General features: G+C 38.9%; 15 protein-coding genes. 13 read left to right on the top strand and 2 right to left on the bottom strand.

The window, feature by feature from the left end:
* Window positions 1-32: 32 nt before the first annotated feature.
* Together HPS53_RS11555 and HPS53_RS11550 are read right to left on the bottom strand one after the other, a co-directional pair.
* Entirely contained in the window at window positions 33-1,685 is a 1,653-nt protein-coding gene (locus HPS53_RS11555) for a glycoside hydrolase 43 family protein (protein WP_104369899.1), read from the bottom strand.
* Window positions 1,682-2,761, bottom strand: coding sequence for a hypothetical protein (locus HPS53_RS11550; protein WP_172206342.1), 1,080 nt, complete (start codon window positions 2,759-2,761; stop codon window positions 1,682-1,684). The genes HPS53_RS11555 and HPS53_RS11550 overlap by 4 nt, the downstream gene beginning before the upstream one ends.
* 130 nt (window positions 2,762-2,891) lie before the next feature.
* On the opposite strand from HPS53_RS11550, the gene HPS53_RS11545 reads away from it, so the two are divergent.
* The 13 genes from HPS53_RS11545 (at window position 2,892) to HPS53_RS11485 (ending at window position 18,957) form a co-directional block, all read left to right on the top strand.
* Window positions 2,892-4,079: an ATP-binding protein gene (locus HPS53_RS11545; RefSeq protein ID WP_104369897.1), complete on the top strand. Its 1,188-nt coding sequence runs from the start codon at window positions 2,892-2,894 to the stop codon at window positions 4,077-4,079.
* Window positions 4,080-4,135: 56 nt separating this feature from the next.
* Window positions 4,136-7,693: a pyruvate:ferredoxin (flavodoxin) oxidoreductase gene (gene nifJ / locus HPS53_RS11540; RefSeq protein ID WP_172206341.1), complete on the top strand. Its 3,558-nt coding sequence runs from the start codon at window positions 4,136-4,138 to the stop codon at window positions 7,691-7,693.
* Window positions 7,694-7,868: 175 nt separating this feature from the next.
* The gene (purU, locus tag HPS53_RS11535; protein WP_104369895.1) at window positions 7,869-8,732 is read left to right on the top strand and encodes a formyltetrahydrofolate deformylase; all 864 of its coding nucleotides are present in this window, start codon (window positions 7,869-7,871) and stop codon (window positions 8,730-8,732) included.
* Window positions 8,732-9,322: an imidazole glycerol phosphate synthase subunit HisH gene (hisH, locus tag HPS53_RS11530; RefSeq protein WP_172206339.1), complete on the top strand. Its 591-nt coding sequence runs from the start codon at window positions 8,732-8,734 to the stop codon at window positions 9,320-9,322. The genes purU and hisH overlap by 1 nt, the downstream gene beginning before the upstream one ends.
* Complete coding sequence (hisA, locus tag HPS53_RS11525; RefSeq protein ID WP_104369893.1) at window positions 9,319-10,044, top strand: 1-(5-phosphoribosyl)-5-[(5-phosphoribosylamino)methylideneamino]imidazole-4-carboxamide isomerase; 726 nt, start codon at window positions 9,319-9,321, stop codon at window positions 10,042-10,044. Before hisH ends, hisA begins: the two co-directional genes overlap by 4 nt.
* Window positions 10,023-10,781 carry an imidazole glycerol phosphate synthase subunit HisF gene (hisF, locus tag HPS53_RS11520; RefSeq protein ID WP_104369892.1) on the top strand — a complete coding sequence of 253 codons (759 nt, stop codon included), beginning with the start codon at window positions 10,023-10,025 and terminating at the stop codon, window positions 10,779-10,781. The genes hisA and hisF overlap by 22 nt, the downstream gene beginning before the upstream one ends.
* Window positions 10,782-10,788: 7 nt before the next feature.
* Window positions 10,789-11,403: a bifunctional phosphoribosyl-AMP cyclohydrolase/phosphoribosyl-ATP diphosphatase HisIE gene (gene hisIE, locus HPS53_RS11515; RefSeq protein ID WP_104369891.1), complete on the top strand. Its 615-nt coding sequence runs from the start codon at window positions 10,789-10,791 to the stop codon at window positions 11,401-11,403.
* A 20-nt stretch (window positions 11,404-11,423) separates the two neighbouring features.
* Complete coding sequence (locus HPS53_RS11510; RefSeq protein ID WP_172206337.1) at window positions 11,424-12,188, top strand: cell division ATP-binding protein FtsE; 765 nt, start codon at window positions 11,424-11,426, stop codon at window positions 12,186-12,188.
* Between the two features lie 29 nt (window positions 12,189-12,217).
* Entirely contained in the window at window positions 12,218-13,537 is a 1,320-nt protein-coding gene (locus HPS53_RS11505) for an aspartate kinase (RefSeq protein ID WP_104369949.1), read from the top strand.
* 25 nt (window positions 13,538-13,562) lie between these two features.
* Window positions 13,563-14,720, top strand: coding sequence for a diaminopimelate decarboxylase (lysA, locus tag HPS53_RS11500; protein ID WP_172206346.1), 1,158 nt, complete (start codon window positions 13,563-13,565; stop codon window positions 14,718-14,720).
* A 17-nt stretch (window positions 14,721-14,737) separates the two neighbouring features.
* Window positions 14,738-15,877 (top strand): glycosyltransferase, encoded by a 1,140-nt coding sequence (locus tag HPS53_RS11495; RefSeq protein WP_172206336.1) that lies wholly within the window; start codon window positions 14,738-14,740, stop codon window positions 15,875-15,877.
* 3 nt (window positions 15,878-15,880) lie between these two features.
* On the top strand, window positions 15,881-16,975 hold the full coding sequence (locus tag HPS53_RS11490) for a glycosyltransferase (protein WP_172206335.1): 1,095 nt from the start codon (window positions 15,881-15,883) through the stop codon (window positions 16,973-16,975).
* Window positions 16,972-18,957, top strand: a complete 1,986-nt coding sequence (locus tag HPS53_RS11485; protein WP_216651927.1) for a fructose-1,6-bisphosphatase — start codon at window positions 16,972-16,974, stop codon at window positions 18,955-18,957. The genes HPS53_RS11490 and HPS53_RS11485 overlap by 4 nt, the downstream gene beginning before the upstream one ends.
* Window positions 18,958-19,464: the final 507 nt, after the last annotated feature.

Below are 19,464 nucleotides of genomic sequence, written 5' to 3'. Positions count from 1 at the left end.
TTTCGTTCCGGTTTGTATGAATTTTAATTTTATTATTTTGTCACACGAATCCAGTCAATATCCATGAATCCTGTCACACCTTTTCCAGCCGGTTCTTCGGCAAGGAAGCCAAATTTAGAACCAATCCATTTGCCTTCACGCATCTTGAACTCATCGCCTGCCGCTTTGAACTTTTTGCCGTCCCTGCTGTATGCGAACGTAAGTATGCCACCTTCTTTTACAGTGAGACGCAGATATATTTCCTCATATATAGCCGGTTCGTAGTTGATTTTATCCTTGTCAGTAGGATTTAACTCGGCAATGACTTTGACTGTCTCCGGCTTGTTCTTGTCTGCTTTCTGGCATGTGATCTGTTGAAGTTGAAACTTGTCCCCCACTCTTTTTACCACAAGTGCACTGTAATCGAGTCCCATCATGATAATGCCGCCATATTGATTTTCCTTTTTAGCGGCGAATTTTATTTTTGCCGTGGCCGTGAAAGAGTCCGCTGGTGTTTTTTGGAGCAATAGATTGGGGGCTTCCCAAAGGTTTACGAACTTGTCACTCAGCTTATGTGTATACATACGGAAAAAGCCGTATGGAGTCGGTTGACCGTATCTTTGATCATAATTGGAATGCCACTGCCATTGTTTGCCTAATGTCACACTGTTGAACTCATCGCTTTCAACAGGATTCTGAATAGGATATGTTTTCCCTACATTTGGTTTTTTATATCTTGTCACTGGTTCTCCGCATAATTCTCCATTCTTGGCTTTACCCATTACCGGCCATCCTTTGACCCAGTTTACCGGTTGAAGATGAACAACACGTCCGTATGCTCCCTTGTCCTGGAAATGTAAAAACCAATCTTCTCCTTGTGCGGTATGTACCCATCCTCCTTGGTGCGGGCCGTTAATATTCGTTTTGCCTTGAGCCAAGACTATCTTATGCTCATAAGGACCGTAAGGGCTTTTCGAACGCATAGCCAATTGCCAACCGGTAGGAACACCGCCTGCAGGAGCCATGATCCAGTACCACCCGTCATGTTTATAAAACTTAGGTCCTTCTACTGTCCGATGTTCATTGTTTCCGTCAAAAACAATAACGGGGTCGCTGATGGCTTTGGTTCCGTCGGGAGACAACTCACGTACCGAGAGAATACTCTTGAATCCGGCGCGGCTTCCGGCCCATCCGTTTACAAGATAACAACGGCCGTCATCGTCCCACAGCGGAGTCGTATCTATCATTCCTTCGCCGGCAATCACCAGAACTGGATCATCCCATTTCCCTGCCGGATCTTTTGTCTTTACCATATATACACCATAGTCGGGATCTCCCCAATAGATATAATACTCTCCGTTATGATACCTGATACTTGGTGCCCATACTCCCATGCCGTGAGCGGTTTTGTCAAAGACTTCCTTAGGTGTCAGCTCTGTAAGCGCATGGCCGATAATTTCCCAGTTGACCAAATCTTTCGAGTGTAGAATGGGAAGACCGGGAATACAGTTGAACGAACTGGCCGTAAGGTAAAAATCTGTTCCTGAAGCACCGACACAAACGTCAGGGTCACTGTAATCCGCATTGATAATCGGGTTAATGTAGGTTCCGTCGCCTTGATCCGGACACCATACTTCAGAACGGTACTGCGCCTGAGAACTTAGGGTAAGTGCCGAAAAGATTAGTAATAATGGTAATTTTTTCATATAAAATTAAGTTTTAATTGGTAATTCTTGTCTTTCTCAATACAAAAAAGTAGTTTTGTCTTGTTGTCGGCATATTGTGATAAAGACAGTGCGACGTGTCCCATTGTCCGTCTGAGATTTATTTCCACACACGGATGAACTTTGCATTTTCCTGTATTATTTTCCCGTACTATCATCATATCAACACCAAACGGCCCACAATATTTACCACTGTTTATCTCGCCGCATTTAAATTGTATCATTTCTTTGATGTTGTCAAGTAATTGCTTTGAAACATAATGTGTTAGCATGCTTTCCTTAAAGTGTTCCGTCGCAATGATGTTTCCTGTATAAGAGCCGTGCTCGGTATTGAAAACGGACAGTCCATCATAAACGATTTTACCATCTTCGGCGCACCGGAATTCCATGCCGAAGTCGCATATTCTATCGTAATGAGGTTCAATGATAATGCAACCCTGGTTCTTTATTATGTTTCTAACCCATCCTACAATATGCGGCGTAATATCCGCGGGAGATACAAATCGCAGCCCGCGCCCACTACAACTCCATGGAGCTTTAAGGACTGCCGCCCCGAAATCTGAGACGTGACCGAAAGCCTCACCCTCAGTCATACATGTATATGCTATACCGACAGTGTCTGGCAAGTTTATAGATTTAAGTACCGATGCGGCTGTCGAACGATGAGATAACTGCCTGATAATGTTAACTTCAGTTGGTTCCGGTAATAGTCTGCTGTCGATTCCGTTTCTCATTAGTTCATTTCTTATGGCAAAATCCCATCCCCATGTAGTGATATTGTCAATCTGTAAAGAGTGAAGCATATCATTGGAAATAAATTCCACTCCATGGAATGTACGGTCTATACCGGTTTTGGCAAGCTCGCAAGTAAATTGATAAAAAGCCTTTTTTGCACGATCGGTATCTTCCACCAATACGTAATCTCCATCATTAGCCCATAAGGCGGCAATGAAGCCGATATCTTTCCGCAAGCATTTTGCGGCTTGCGGTGCGGTAAAATTGATTGTGTTTTGTGCCAAAGCAATATCATGCTCCGGATTGAAGACATGCAGTGTCATGCAAGTAGTTTGTAATTTTGTAATATTTGCCGACAAATTTAATAATTTTTTTTGATAATTTGTAATATTGAGTTTGCAATTTACGAATTAAATCATTATCTTTGCAGCTAATTAACATAAGCAAATAGGAATGGAAGTTTTTTTTAGAACTCACAAGTATTTGGTTGAGCATACGAATGCGCCTGTTCGTCGTACATTGATGGATGAGATTGATTGGTCGGCTCGTATGATTGGCATAAAAGGTACGAGAGGAGTCGGAAAGACTACTTTCCTGTTACAATATGCCAAAGAGAACTTCGACTTGACAGATCGGCAGTGTCTTTATGTCAATATGAATAATTTCTATTTTCAAGGGCGTGGATTTGCCGATTTTGCAGGAAAGTTCTATAAAAACGGTGGGCGCGTACTGTTAATCGATCAAGTATTCAAACAGCCTGATTGGAGCAAAGAATTGCGTAAATGCTATGATAATTATCCAAACCTGAGAATCGTGTTTACCGGTTCGAGCGTAATGCGTCTTAAAGAGGAAAATCCGGAGCTTAACGGTATTGTGGAAAGTTATAATCTACGTGGTTTCTCTTTTCGGGAATTCATAAATTTGCAGACAGGAAATAATTTTGAGCCATATACGCTTGACGAGATATTGGACAGCCATGAACAAATAGTAAAGAAGATTTTGCCGAAAGTTTCTCCCGGAAAATACTTCAATGATTATATCCATCATGGTTTTTACCCGTTTTTTCAGGAGCATCGCAACTATTCTGAAAATTTGTTGAAGACAATGAATATGATGACAGAGGTTGACATATTGCTTGTGAAGAAGATTGAACTGAAATATCTTACGAAAATAAAAAAACTGTTTTATCACTTGGCTATAGACGGTCCGAAAGCACCCAATATAAGTTTGTTGGCAAATGATATAGAGACGAGCAGAGCCACGGTAATGAACTATATAAAGAATTTGGCTGAGGCACGACTGATTAATATTATATATCCAGTGGGACATGACTATCCGCAAAAGCCTTCAAAGGTGATGATGCACAATTCCAACCTTATGTATGCCATATATCCGATAAAAGTGGAGACACAGGATACGATGGAGACGTTTTTCGTAAATTCGATGTGGAAAGACCACATAATAAATCAAGGCATCAGGGATTGTCATTACACAGTGGATGGAAATCTGAAATTCAGGATTTGTGACGCAACTTCACAGGCAAGAATCAGATACAGCCCGGATGTTATTTACGCAAGATATAATACGGAAATAGGAAAAGGAAATCAAATACCGCTATGGTTGTTGGGATTTTTATATTAGAAATAAAACAAGTATCAATTAAATAAATTATTCATTTAAATATTTTATCTATTAAAATGGCAAAACAAAAAAAGTTTATCACATGTGATGGTAATCAAGCCGCTGCGCATATCTCGTATATGTTTTCAGAAGTGGCTGCCATCTACCCCATTACTCCGTCTTCAACAATGGCTGAGTATGTGGATGAATGGGCCGCACAAGGTCGTAAGAATATTTTTGGAGAAACAGTTCTCGTACAGGAGATGCAGTCGGAAGGTGGTGCTGCCGGTGCTGTTCATGGTTCTTTGCAAGCCGGTGCTCTGACTTCTACATATACGGCATCACAGGGCCTCCTGCTTATGATTCCGAATATGTATAAGATTGCAGGTGAGTTCCTTCCTTGTGTTTTCCATGTGTCTGCACGTACTTTGGCCTCACATTCTCTTTGTATTTTCGGCGACCATCAGGATGTGATGTCTTGCCGTCAGACAGGATTTGCCATGTTGGCGGAAGGTTCTGTACAGGAAGTTATGGACTTGGCCGGTGTCGCTCATTTGGCAACGATCAAGAGCCGTGTACCGTTCTTGAACTTCTTTGACGGTTTCCGTACATCTCATGAAATTCAGAAAATTGAGATGTTGGAAAATGAAGATCTGGCTCCTCTGGTAGACCAAGATGCCTTGTCGGAATTCCGTCACCGCGCATTGACCCCCGAGCGTCCTGTTGCTCGTGGTATGGCAGAGAATCCTGATACATTCTTTGCACACCGTGAGTCTTGTAATTCTTACTATGATTCAGTTCCTGCTATCGTTGAAGAATACATGGACAAAATCTCTGAGATTACAGGACGTAAATACGGTTTGTTCAATTACTATGGTGCTGAAGACGCCGAGCGCGTAATCATACTTATGGGTTCGGCAACTGAAGCAGCGCGTGAAGCCATAGATCATCTCACTGCACAAGGAGAGAAAGTCGGAATGGTTTCTGTTCACCTCTACCGTCCGTTCTCTGTTAAGCACTTGCTGGCAGCTGTGCCAAAGACAGCAAAAAGAATTGCCGTTCTTGACAGGACTAAAGAACCTGGTGCCAATGGCGAACCATTGTATCTGGATGTCAAGGAAGCGTTCTATGGTGTCGAGAATGCCCCTGTTATCGTTGGAGGACGTTATGGTCTTGGTTCTAATGATACAACTCCGGCACAGATACTATCCGTTTATGAAAATCTTGCGCTTAGTGAGCCGAAGAACCATTTCACAATCGGTATCGTAGATGATGTGACATTTACTTCCTTGCCCAAGAAAGACGAAATAGCATTGGGCGGTGAGGGTATGTTTGAGGCAAAATTCTATGGTCTCGGTGCAGACGGTACTGTTGGAGCAAACAAGAACTCTGTTAAGATTATCGGTGATAATACGGATAAGCATTGTCAGGCTTATTTCTCTTATGACTCTAAGAAGTCCGGTGGTTTCACTTGTTCCCATTTGCGCTTTGGTGACAATCCTATCCGTTCAACATATTTGGTTAATACCCCCAATTTCGTTGCTTGCCATGTCCAGGCATATCTAAACATGTATGATGTGACCCGTGGATTGCAGAAGAACGGAACATTCCTGCTTAATACGATTTGGGAAGGTGACACATTGGCCGCTAATTTGCCTAATAAGGTAAAGAAATATTTTGCGGACAATAATATAAAGGTATATTATATCAACGCCACAAAGATTGCGCAGGAAATTGGTTTGGGGAACCGTACTAATACAATTCTTCAAAGTGCGTTTTTCCGCATTACCGGAGTTATTCCGGTAGATTTGGCTGTTGAGCAGATGAAGAAGTTCATCGTTAAGTCTTATGGCAAGAAGGGGCAGGATGTTGTGGACAAGAACTACGCCGCTGTTGACCGTGGAGGTGAATATAAAGAGTTGGTTGTCGATTCTGCATGGTCAAATCTTCCTGCTGATGCAGCTAAGGAGAATGCTGATCCGGCATTCATAAATGAAGTTGTGCGTCCTATCAATGCACAAAATGGCGATTTGCTGCCTGTATCTGCATTTAAAGGCATTGAAGATGGAACATGGCCTCAAGGTACATCAGCTTATGAGAAGCGTGGTGTGGCCGCATTTGTTCCAACATGGATTCCCGAAAACTGTATCCAGTGTAATAAGTGTGCTTATGTATGTCCTCACGCTTGTATCCGTCCGTTTGTTATGGATGAGAACGAGGTTGACGGTTTCGATGCTACAACACTTGATGTCAAGGCTCCGGCTGCTTTGAAAGGAATGAAGTTCCGTATGCAAGTAGGTGTAATGGATTGTCTGGGTTGCGGAAACTGTGTTGATGTATGTCCCGGTAATCCAAAAGCAGGAGGCAAGGCACTTAATATGGTTCCGTTGGAAGGCGAACTTGGCCAGGCCGCAAATTGGGAGTATTGTGTTAAGAATGTTAAGAGCAAGCAGAATTTGGTTGATATCAAGCAGAGTCCCAAGAACTCTCAGTTTGCAACACCTCTGTTTGAGTTCTCCGGTGCATGCTCCGGTTGTGGTGAAACACCTTATGTTAAACTGATTTCACAGTTGTTTGGCGACCGTGAGATTGTAGCTAATGCTACAGGTTGCTCTTCAATCTATTCCGGTTCCATACCTTCAACTCCGTATACAACAAATGACAAAGGACAGGGACCGGCTTGGGCGAACTCACTGTTTGAAGATTTCTGCGAGTTCGGCCTCGGTATGACATTGGCTAACAAGAAGATGCGTGCACGCATTGTAGAACTTCTTAACGGCGCTATTTCAGATGATAAAGTTTCTGCCGAATTTAAGGCTGCCGCTCAGGAATGGCTTGACGGCAAGGAAGACGCTGATGCAAGTAAGGCTGCCGCCGCAAAACTCAATCCGATGATAGAGGAATGTGCATCACAAGGTTGTGAAACATGTATTAAGTTGAAAGAACTTTCCCACTATCTTGTTAAGCGTTCACAATGGATAATTGGTGGTGATGGAGCTTCTTACGATATCGGTTATGGAGGTCTTGACCATGTGATAGCATCGGGTGAAGATGTTAATATATTGGTTCTTGATACAGAGGTTTATTCAAATACTGGTGGCCAGTCTTCAAAAGCGACACCGCTTGGTGCTATTGCTAAATTTGCTGCTTCTGGCAAACGTGTTCGTAAAAAGGATCTCGGTATGATTGCTACGACCTACGGTTATGTATATGTTGCGCAAATAGCAATGGGTGCGGATCAGAGCCAGTGTTTGAAGGCAATACGTGAGGCAGAGGCATATCCCGGACCGTCAATCATTATAGCTTATGCACCTTGTATCAACCATGGCTTGAAGAAAGGTATGGGCAAGGCTCAGGCCGAGGAGGCAGCAGCTGTAGCTTGCGGATATTGGCACTTGTGGCGTTATAATCCCGCTCTTGAAGAGGAAGGAAAGAATCCGTTCTCTCTCGACTCAAAAGAACCCGCATGGGAAAACTTCCAGGATTATCTGAAGGGTGAGGTTCGTTTCCTTTCTGTAATGAAGCAATTCCCGAATGAAGCCGCAGACTTGTTCAAGGCTTGTGAAGACATGGCAAAGAAACGTTATCAGAGCTATGTGCGCATGACTAAAATGGATTGGAGTGACAACGCTTAATTAAATAGCACTTATACTTATAAAGAGGGAGATCCTGATATCAGGATCTCCCTCTTTTATTACATAAAATCCACATATTTATCTGTACAATTTAATTCTTTCTCTTTTATTCGTTTATTCCATTGCTTTTTTGTAATTTTGTCAATTAAATAAATAATAAATTAAAGCAAAAAGGATGAAACCAACTGCAATATTACTTTTACATTGTCCGGATCAATCGGGAATTATATCTGAGATAACAAAATTCATAACAGATAATCAAGGTAATATTGTGTATTTGGATCAGTATGTAGACAGACAGGATGGCTTCTTCTTCATGCGTATAGAATGGGAATTGAATAGATTTATTATTCCAAGAGAAAAAATCAAGGAATACATAGATACACTCTATGCGCAAAGATATCAGATGGAATGCAGTTTGTATTTTAATGATGTCCGTCCTCGTATGGCTATTTTTGTCAGTAAAATGAGCCATTGCCTTTATGATTTGCTTGCAAGATATAAGGCAGGTGAATGGAATGTCGATATACCTTGTATAATAAGTAATCATGAGGATTTAAGATATATTGCAGAGCAGTTTGAAATTCCTTATTATGTTTGGTCTATAAATAAGGACCATTCCAATAAAGCAGAGGTGGAAAAGGAAGAAATGGAACTGTTGAAAAAAGAAAAAGTGAGCTTTATAGTATTGGCCCGCTATATGCAAATAATAAGTAATGAAATGATAAAGGCTTACCCGAATCATATCATAAACATACATCATTCTTTTTTACCTGCATTTATTGGAGCGAAACCATATCATCAGGCATGGGAGCGCGGTGTAAAAATAATAGGTGCAACCAGTCATTATGTTACAGATGAATTGGATGCCGGGCCTATAATAGAACAAGATGTGGTACGCATCAGTCATAAAGATACCCCAGAGACTCTTGTATTGAAAGGACGGGATCTTGAAAAAATAGTTTTATCGCGTGCAGTAACAAAACATATAGAGAGAAAAATACTCACATATCATAATAAAACCATAATATTCAACTAATGGATGTTGTCGTTGTAAAATATAATGCCGGTAATATATATTCTGTTGTCAATGCGTTAATGCGATTGGGAATTACTCCATATGTGACAGATGATGTGGAAAGAATATGCTGTGCGGATAAGGTTATATTACCGGGACAGGGAGAAGCTAAGACCGCAATGGAATATTTACGAAAGTATAATTTAGACAATGTGTTATCTGGACTTAAACAACCGGTCTTGGGCATATGTATTGGACAACAGTTGATGTGTCGTCATTCAGAAGAGAATGATACAGAGTGTTTGGGGATTATAGACGCAGACGTAAAGCGTTTTTTACCAATGCGACATGCAGAAAAAGTACCGGCTATTGGTTGGAATTCAATATATGATTTGAAAGGGAAGCTATTTGATGGAGTAGAGAATAATGAATATGTATATTTTGTACATAGTTATTATGTACCGATTTGTGATGCGACAATAGCTGAAGCGAATTATATTCAACCTTTCAGTGCGGCATTACAGAAAGGAAATTTTTATGCGACCCAGTTCCATCCGGAAAAAAGTGGTGATATAGGTGACGTTATTCTACAAAATTTTTTGAAATTATGATACAACTCATTCCTGCAATAGATATAATAGATGGGAAATGTGTCAGATTGACAAAAGGTAATTATAGTACTAAAACCGTTTACTGTGATGACCCTGTTTATATGGCAAAATGTTTTGAGGATTGTGGATGTAAAAGACTACATATTGTTGACTTGGATGGAGCCAAAGCCAGACACATTGTAAATATTAAAGTATTAAAAGATATAACAGACAACACCAACCTTATAATTGATTTTGGTGGTGGAATCAAGACTGACGATGATATCAAGAATGCTTTTGATAATGGCGCATCAATGGTAACGGTTGGTTCAATTGCTGTTACCAATAATAGTATATTTGAAGATTGGTTGTCTAAATATGGAGCAAATAGAATAATTTTAGGAGCCGATGTTCGGAATGGAAAAATTGCAATAAACGGTTGGGAGAAGGATTCCGATATAGATCTATTGGCCTTTCTTGAGCATTATATAAATCTTGGTGTCAAAAATGTTCTGTGTACGGATATATCCAAAGACGGAACATTGACAGGTCCTGCAATATCACTGTATAAAGACATTATGAGCAAATTTCCTGATTTGAATTTAATTGCCAGTGGTGGTGTGTCCTGTATTGATGATATACTGGATTTGGAAAAAGAGAATATTCCGGCTGTGGTTTTTGGTAAATCCTTTTATGAAGGAAAAATTAAATTAAGTGAATTATGGGACTTGCAAAAAGAATAATACCTTGCTTGGATGTCAAAAATGGCATAACTGTAAAAGGCGTAAATTTTGTAGGATTACGTGATATCGGTGATCCGACAGAGTTGGGCAAGGCTTATTGTAAAGCAGGTGCGGATGAATTGGTCTATTTGGATATTACAGCCAGCTACGAAGGGCGTAAAACCTTTACTGAATTGGTATCCCGTGTTGCAAAAGAACTGAATATCCCTTTTACAGTAGGAGGAGGCATAAATGAATTGGCAGATGTTGAAAGGCTACTAGATGCAGGAGCGGATAAGGTGAGTATAAATAGTGCGGCGCTTCGCAATCCAGACTTAATAGATGACATAGCAAAAAGCAAAGGGAGTCAAGTCTGTGTTTGTGCAATTGATGCGCGACTTGATTCGGATGGATGGTTCTGTTATTTAAAAGGAGGTCGTGAACGAACAGAACGTGATTTGTTTGAGTGGGCATATGAAGCACAAGAAAGAGGCGCGGGAGAAATATTGTTTACCAGCATGGATCATGATGGTGTTAAAAAAGGCTATGCGAATGAAGCAATAAATAAACTTGCAAATAAACTATCTATCCCCATAATAGCAAGTGGAGGTGCCGGATGTAAAAAGGATTTTAAGGATGTATTCATAGACGGACATGCGGATGCTGCTTTGGCTGCAAGTGTTTTTCATCTTGGAGAGATTAAGATAAGAGATTTGAAAGAGTATTTAATTCATGAAGGTATAAATATACGTATATAATTTAAAAATGAAAATTGATTTTGAAAAGATGTCGGGACTAATCCCTGCAATAATACAAGATGCCGTAACAAGCAAGGTGTTAATGCTTGGTTATATGAATGAAGATGCTTATAATCAAACCATTGATACCGGTTTTGTCACTTTTTTTAGTCGCAGCAGGCAGAAACTATGGGTGAAAGGAGAAACATCCGGTAATTATCTAAAGCTTGTCAGTATCAATATTGATTGTGATAATGACGCATTACTTATAAAAGTTCATCCACAAGGTCCCGTTTGCCATAAAGGAACTGATACTTGCTGGAGCGAGAGTAATGAATACCAGCCAATTATGTTTCTATCTTTTATTCAGGATTTTATAGAAAAGCGGTATAAAGAAATGCCAGAAGGAAGTTATACGACTTCACTCTTTAAGGAAGGACTGAACAGGATGGCTCAAAAAGTGGGTGAAGAAGCACTGGAAATGGTCATTGAGGCTGTGAATGGAACAGATGATAGACTTATCTATGAGGGTTCGGATATGTTATATCATTTAATTGTTTTATTAACTAGTAAAGGATTACGCATCGAGGATTTAGCTAAGGAACTTCAGACTCGACACGATCCTAATTGGCATAAACATTAAATAACATAATGTGATACAATATGTTGATAGATTATAAGAATGTAAATATATATCAGCAATCGGAAACTCCTGTGCTTAAAAATATTTGCTTTCATGTTGATGAAGGTGAATTTATATATATAATAGGACGTGTAGGTTCCGGTAAAAGCTCATTGTTAAAATCCTTGTATTTTGAGTTAAACATAGATGAAGCTGAAAATGCAATAGTCTTAAATCATGATTTATGTAAGCTAAAACAAAAATACATACCAGCCTTGCGTCGTCAAATGGGAGTAATATTCCAAGATTTCCAATTGTTGTATGATCGGACCATATATCAAAATCTTAGATTTGTATTAAAGGCGACAGGATGGAAAAATAAAGAAGAAATTAATAAGCGCATAGAGGATGTTTTGATTGATGTGGAAATGCAAGATAAAGCAGATAAACTTCCACATGAGCTTTCCGGAGGAGAACAACAGCGAATAGCTATTGCGCGTGCGATATTGAATAAGCCAAAGTTGATAATAGCAGATGAGCCAACCGGCAATTTGGATCCTGTCACAGCAGAAAATATAATAGCGTTACTTCGGCAAATATCCCAAACAGGGACATCTGTTATTATGAGCACTCATAATATGCCTTTATTGGATAAATATCCTGGGGTTGTATATCGATGTATTGATGGCATTTTGGAAGAAGTAACTAATGATTATAATAAAATATCCGCAATAGAAGAAAACGATACGAGCGACCCTTGTTCCTTAATCGGAGATTATGGAACTCGTGAGGATTTGTCTATATAATAATGATTAATAACGAATATAAAAGAGATATGAAAGTAATGAAATTTGGGGGGACATCGGTTGGAAGCCCAAGCAGAATGAAGGAAGTAACAAACCTTGTGGTTTCTTATAATGAACCCGTTTTTGTCGTTTTATCAGCAATGTCAGGCACAACAAATTCACTTGTTGAGATATCTGATTATTTATATAAGAAAAATCCGGAAGGAGCTAATGAGGTAATAAACAAACTTGAAAATAAATACATGGCTCATATAAATGAGCTTTATGAAACAAAAGAATGGCAGGATATAACCAGAAGTTTCCTTAAAGAAGAATTCAACTTCATCCGAACATTTACAAAAGAATTGTTCACCAGTTTTGAAGAAAAGGTCATTGTTGCCCAAGGAGAGATTATCAGCACCAATATGGTCGCTAACTACATGAAAGAAAAAGGCTTTAATGTAAAATTGATTTCTGCATTGGACTTCATGCGCACAGATAAAAATGGAGAACCAGATCTCGCTTATATAAAGAAGAACTTAAGTATTATTCTGGAAAAAGAATGTGATGGGCAGGTATATATTACACAGGGTTTTATTTGCCGTAATGCTTATGATGAGATCGACAACCTACAACGAGGTGGCAGTGATTATACAGCATCTTTAATCGGAGCAGCCATTTGTGCTGATGAAATTCAGATATGGACAGATATAGACGGAATGCATAATAATGATCCGCGAATTGTAGAAGGAACAGAGCCTGTTCACCAACTCCATTTTGAAGAAGCGGCGGAATTGGCCTATTTTGGTGCCAAAATATTGCATCCAACATGTATCCAGCCAGCAAAATATGCGGGAATACCTGTACGATTGCTTAATACCATGGCTCCCGAAGCCGAAGGTACGACAATAAGTAATATGACTGAATATGGTAAGATTAAAGCTGTTGCGGCAAAAGATAATATCACTGCTATAAAAGTAAAAAGCAGTAGAATGTTATTGGCAACAGGTTTCCTTCGTAAGGTATTTGAAATATTTGAGAGTTATCAGACCCCGATAGACATGGTTTGTACATCTGAGGTCGGAGTGTCCATGAGTATAGATAATTCTTCTCATCTAACAGAAATTGTTGATGAACTTAAAAAATACGGAACCGTCACTGTCGATACCAATATGTGCATTATCTGTGTTGTTGGTGATTTAGATTGGAGCAATGTCGGATTTGAGACCATAGCGGCAGAAGCAATGAAGAATATTCCGGTAAGAATGATTTCTTATGGTGGCTCGAATTACAATATTTCGTTTTTAATAAGGGAAGAAGACAAAAAACGAGCATTACAAAGTCTTAGTAAGACATTGTTCGGCAAATAAGGAATAACATACAAATATATTGATGATGAGAAAAACATATCCTATTGATAGGTTTCAATCTTTACAAACACCATTATATTATTATGATGTTGACTTATTGAAAAATACATTGGGGATTATTAACGATGAAATAAATAAACATAATAATTTCATTGTTCACTATGCAATAAAAGCCAATGCTAATCCAGCATTGCTGAGAATAATCAGTAATGCTGGATTGGGGGCAGACTGTGTAAGTGGAGGGGAAATAAGCATTGCTTGTCAGACAGGATTTGAGCCGTCTAAAATAGTTTTTGCCGGAGTTGGTAAAAGCGATTGGGAAATCAACTTGGCATTAGACAAAGGTATTTATTGCTTTAATGTTGAGAGTATGGCTGAATTAGAAGTGATAAACATGCTTGCCAATAAAAAAAACACTGTGGCTCGCGTGGCTTTAAGAATAAATCCCGATGTTGATGCCCATACACATGCAAACATAACCACGGGACTTGCAGAAAATAAATTCGGTATATCTTTGACTGACATGAATGATGTGGTGAAATCCGCAATGAAAATGGATTGTATTGAATTTATTGGATTACATTTTCATATAGGATCTCAGATACAGGATATGTCTGTTTTTAAATCACTATGTGAACGCATAAATGAAATAATAAGTTGTTTTGAAAAAGCCGGAATTATAATTTCTGACATAAACGTCGGAGGAGGTCTTGGCATTGATTATGATAACCCGGAAGAAAATTGCATACCAGATTTTAAAGCATATTTTGATACATATTCAACTTATTTGAATATAGGTTCAAATAAGAGGGTGCATTTTGAATTGGGACGTGCTGTTGTTGGGCAATGTGGAACATTGATAACAAAAACATTGTATATAAAGAAAGGTACGAACAAGCAATTTTTAATAGTTGATGCTGGCATGACGGACTTAATTCGGCCGGCGCTATATCATGCATACCATAAAATCGAGAATATATCTGGGGGCGGTCCAAAAGAACTTTATGATGTTGTCGGTCCTATTTGTGAGTCTAGTGATGTTTTTGGAAAAGATATATTATTGAATAAAACTATGCGTAATGATTTAATTGCGATAAAGTCTGCTGGGGCTTATGGAGAAATAATGGCCTCACAGTATAATTGCCGTAGTATTCCAAAAGGCTATTTAAGTTGTGATTTTTAATTAAAATATATATTGTCATGGAGATTGATATTCTTCAAATAGCTATCTGTAGCGGTCTGTTATTGATGGCTATTATATCTTCATTATGTAATGTTTTTTTTCGCAGGTTGCCGCATTCAATATTTTCTGATAATGATGATATGGCATTGCCTAAATTCTCTATTGTAATTTCAACGCATGATAGTGCGCCAGATTTACAAAAAAATCTGCCATATTTCCTTTCCCAGGTTTATGAACCTGGATATGAGGTTATTGTGGTTGACGAATCATCGACTGATGATACAAATAATGTTTTAAAATTATTGAAAAAGGAATATAAAAATCTATATACAACATTCATACCCACATCAAGTAAGTATTTAAGTCGCAGGAAATTAGCTTTGACTGTTGGTGTTAAAGCCGCACATAATGAATGGATTATATTTTCTGATGCAGACTGTCGTCCGTATAGCGACAAATGGCTGAAAGCATTCTCGCATTTTTGTAATAATGAGAATAACATCGTCATGGGATATACTCAGTTTGATGAAAACACCAAGTCTTTTTATCGTTTCGAACGAATGATTTCTTCATGGTACACATTCCGCAAGGCATTGAATGGCATGGCTTACAGGCATTGCGGAGCAAATCTGGCTATACGCAAGAGTGATTTTATGAAGAAAAACGGTTTTTTGAAGAACTTGAAATATTTACGTGGTGAATATGACTTCATCGTGAATGAATATGCACAATCGGATCGGACCGCTGTTGTCACTTCAGAAGATTCTTTCATGCTGCAAGATACTCCGTCTAAGAAGACATGGACAAACACACGCCTTTGTTATATGGAAACGAGAAAACATCTCAATAGAAGCCACTCCTATCGTGCCCGTTTTAACATTGATATGCTGGTGTTGCATTTGAACTATATTGGTCAAATATCAGTTCTTGCCTACTCTGTGTTTGTTGAAGACATTGTTTTTATGATAGCCGCCATCTGCTGTTTTTTTATAACAGTCTGTATGCGCTTCATTATAGCCAAGAGAGCATGTGCTTTTTGGGGTGAAAGTATATCCGCTGCAAAAATTGTTGTCATGGAAATAGGTTTATTATGGAGTAATATGAAACTCATGATAAAATATGCAACTTCCGATAAAAATGATTTTATACGCAAATAATTAATGAGAATATTGCATTTTTATCCTGGCAAAGATGACATGATTGCTAGATATGTAGACATGTTATTAAACGTCATGGCCGAATATGTGGATAGCAGGAAAAGTACCGACCTGTCGGAACTCAAGAAGAGTATCAAGCAATGGAAGCCGGATATAATACACCTGCATGGGTGCTGGGAATTTACTACATTCATGGCATTGATACATGCCGACGCACGAAACATACGATATGTATTTACTCCTCATGGACAGTTAGAGCCATGGATAATGCGTCAAAACTATTGGCGTGAAAAATATCCAAAACTGTTTCTTTATCAGAGAAAGATTTTGAAAAAAGCTTATTCCATAATTGCTATGGGGAGTATGGAAGCTAATTGCATTAAGAATTACGGATGGAATAATCGTATAGAGACTGTGCGCAACCCGCTTATCACCGAAACCATAACGACTGTAGATGCCGGTTGTCAGGTATTTGCTGTATATAATAAGGTTCTGAATAGTGATGTTTTAAAACTTATGGATGACAAAACAATAACAGCTCTTTCCGTATTGATTAAAGCCGGGCAAGCATTGGACGAGAAATGGATAAGTGATAAAGAATACAATATAGTAAAAGGAATCGGTCAAAATGATTGGTCCAGATTACTTTTATATTCATATCAGGAAGAAATACTCAGTACAGTAATGAAAGGTGCCACTATTTTGCAGTTCATAATACCTAATATTGATTTTTCATCAGTATCATTCTATCTCCCAGAGAAGCACCATAAATCAAGGCCGTTATCAAGTAAAAGAAACTCTGATGCCAATATGGAATTCGTGACAGTTGTTAAAGCTGCACACGAGAGAATATCACATAAAAAACTGACACTAAGCAATGTATTGGAACTATCGTCCTTTCTTCGGACAGCAATAGTACAAGATGATAAAATAGAAAGGTATCTTAGGGAAGAAGAATTGTCAGAGTTTGCCGGTCGGCTGATGCAGGTCGCAGCCGACTTTACTTGTCTTGATGTCGGTTTTATGCCAGTGACAAGTATAAACGACCGAGCAACAAGAAAAATAAAGAGAATTATAACAAAACATTTGGAAATATGACATCAATCAATCATAATGATATGGACACCGATATGCGCTATCTAAGTCTGCTGTCGCAATCATTTCCAACAATAGCAGATGCCAGTACAGAAATAATAAATCTTGAAGCTATATCTAATCTTCCAAAAGGAACTGAACATTTCCTTGCGGATATTCATGGAGAGAATGAAGCCTTTCAACATGTGCTTAAAAACGCTTCCGGCAACATAAAACGTAAAGTAAATGAGTTGTTTGCCGGTAATATGCGGGAAATAGAGAAGAAAGACTTGTGTACTTTGATATATTATCCGGAGGAAAAACTGGAATTGATAAAATCATCAGAGCCGGATATATACGATTGGTATCACATAACGATACATAACCTTGTCAAGATATGCCTTGATGTGAGCAGTAAATATACACGCTCGAAAGTAAGAAAATCGCTACCGGAAGATTTCAGTTATATAATCGAGGAATTGCTTCATGAAAGTACAGGAGACACAGACAAGGCAGCCTATGTGAATGTCATTGTTGATACAATCGTTACAACAGGCAGAGCCGATGATTTCATAATTGCATTATGCGGAGTTATACAACGTCTTGCAATAGACCAATTACATATTCTTGGAGATATTTACGACCGTGGTCCGGGTGCTCATATAATAATGGATACCATGCGTCATTATCACAGTTGGGATATACAGTGGGGAAATCACGATATTCTGTGGATGGGTGCTTGTGCGGGAAATCCGGCGTGTATATGCAACGTGCTCCGTTTATCCCTGCGGTATGCCAATTTGTCTACCCTTGAGGAGGGGTATGGAATAAATCTCGTTCCTCTTGCCACGTTTGCCATGGATGTTTATGGTGATGATCCTTGTGACGAGTTTATGCCCAAATTGTTGAAGGGTCGTAATATGGATGAAAAGACAATGAGGCTAACAGCGAAGATGCATAAAGCCATAAGTGTGATTCAGTTTAAGGAGGAGGCCGGCATATTCAAGCGCAGACCGGAATGGAACATGCAAGACAGATGCCTGTTTGAACATGTCGATTATGAGAGAGGTATATGCAAAATAGACGGGAAGGAATATGAGATGTGCAACAATCATTTTCCAACAATCAACCCGGAAAATCCCAATGAACTGACACAGGAAGAAGTTTTGCTTATGCAGCGTCTTTGTCATTCGTTTGTCGTAAGTGAGAAACTTCGGAAACACATACGTATATTGTTAGGGCACGGATGTATGTATGCCATATATAACAGTAATCTTTTGTTTCATGCTTCGGTACCTTTAAATGATGACGGAACATTAAGGGAAGTTGAACTGTATACAGGTAAGAAATACAGCGGTCTTGAGCTAATGCAGAAAATAGGAATGATGATACGTGCCGCCTTTGAAAATGACACCGATGGAAATGTGCGGAAGTATGCGATAGATTATTTCCTGTATTTATGGTGTGGTAAAGACAGTCCGCTATTCGATAAGTCCAAGATGGCAACATTCGAGCGTTATTTCCTCAAAGATAAAGAGACATACCATGAGGAAAAAGGCAATTATTTTAAGTTGCGTGATGATGAAACAGTGTGCGACCGTATCCTTGATGCATTCGGAGTGGAAGGGCCTAACCGTCATATAATCAACGGACATGTTCCGGTACATGCCTCGAAAGGCGAAAATCCGATCAAGGCAAATGGAAAGCTCATGGTCATTGATGGAGGATTTAGTGAAGCATATCATAAAGAGACCGGCATAGCCGGATATACATTGGTATATCACAGCCGTGGCTTTCAATTAGTACAGCACGAGCCTTTTACATCTGCCGCAGATTCTATAAAACGAGGTACGGACATAAAGAGTACGACACAGATTGTCGAAATGTCAGCACACCGCATGCTGGTGGCCGATACAGATAAAGGAGCCGAGCTGCGGGCACAGATTTCCGATCTAAAAAAGTTGTTATATGCCTACAGGCACGGAATAATCAAAGAAAAGAGATAATACACGAGCCTAAATGATATTTTATAGACGATAAATCATTTAGGCTCGCTTTTATTTATTTGTGGAAATGCTCTCAACGATAATTATATAAACAAAAACAAGATATTAAAGTAAAAGGTACTCCAATTCATTGATTGTATATCAAAGTGTATCGTAATAAAACTTGCATTTACATAAATTTTGTAGTAACTTTGATTTTAGGAATACACATTTAAATAAAGAAAAATATGATAAATATTTACAAAACGACATGCAGATATAGTGATGATAAAATCATATTTTCAGCCATAAAAAATGATATTGCAGAAAAAGCATTGTCAATGCTCTTTATATCTGATGGTGTCCGAACATGAATGCTCTAACTATGTCATGAATTCTATATATAACACGGTACCCATAGGTTTTTATAATTATCAAAAAACGAGGCTCTCTTTGCTCTGCATTGGGAGCCTCGTTGCGTTGTATTGGGATACTTATTGCAGTGCGTTTAGTATCTAAACGGACACC

This window comes from Prevotella sp. PTAC, from assembly GCF_013166535.1.
GTDB lineage: Bacteria > Bacteroidota > Bacteroidia > Bacteroidales > Bacteroidaceae > Prevotella.
The sequence above is the reverse complement of the archived record's forward strand: the minus strand, read 5'-3'. Positions and strand labels throughout refer to the sequence as shown.